This is a genomic window from Nocardia alni, assembly GCF_019038435.1.
Classification (GTDB): Bacteria; Actinomycetota; Actinomycetes; order Mycobacteriales; family Mycobacteriaceae; genus Nocardia; species Nocardia alni.
Genome location: NZ_JAGPOX010000357.1, coordinates 1 through 437 on the forward strand (window position 1 = coordinate 1; position 437 = coordinate 437).

General features: G+C 70.3%; 1 protein-coding gene. It reads right to left on the minus strand.

Annotated features, from left to right (window positions below):
• On the minus strand, window positions 1-390 hold a 390-nt coding region (locus JZ791_RS47450), incomplete at its 3' end, for a tripartite tricarboxylate transporter substrate-binding protein (protein WP_254207400.1).
• Between the last annotated feature and the right edge of the window lie 47 nt (window positions 391-437).

Below are 437 nucleotides of genomic sequence, written 5' to 3' on the forward strand. Positions count from 1 at the left end.
CAGCACGGTGGGCAGGTAGCCCACGCGGACCACCGGCGCATAGCTCTTGACCGGGTCGTAGCCGATCTTGGCGTAGAGGCTCGCGTTGATGGCCAGGGGCCCCGAGGTGCCGAACATCAGCGTGTAGCCGTCGGGCCCCGCCCGGGCGACGTATTCGGCGCCGATGTTGCCGTTGGCCCCCGCGCGGTTCTCCACGATCATCGGCTGGCCGATCCGGTCCTTGATCTCGGCGGCCAGGGTGCGCGCCATGGCATCGGTCGGCCCGCCGGGCGGGTAGGGGATCACCAGGGTGAGCGGCTTGGACGGGAAGGCGTCCGCGGCGCCCGCGGGCGCGAGGACTGTGGCCGCCAGCAGCGCGCAGGCGGCGGACATCAGGGAGCGTTTCTTCATCGTGCTTTGTCTCCGTTGTAGTTGGGGCTGGAAGGATCAGGCGGTGG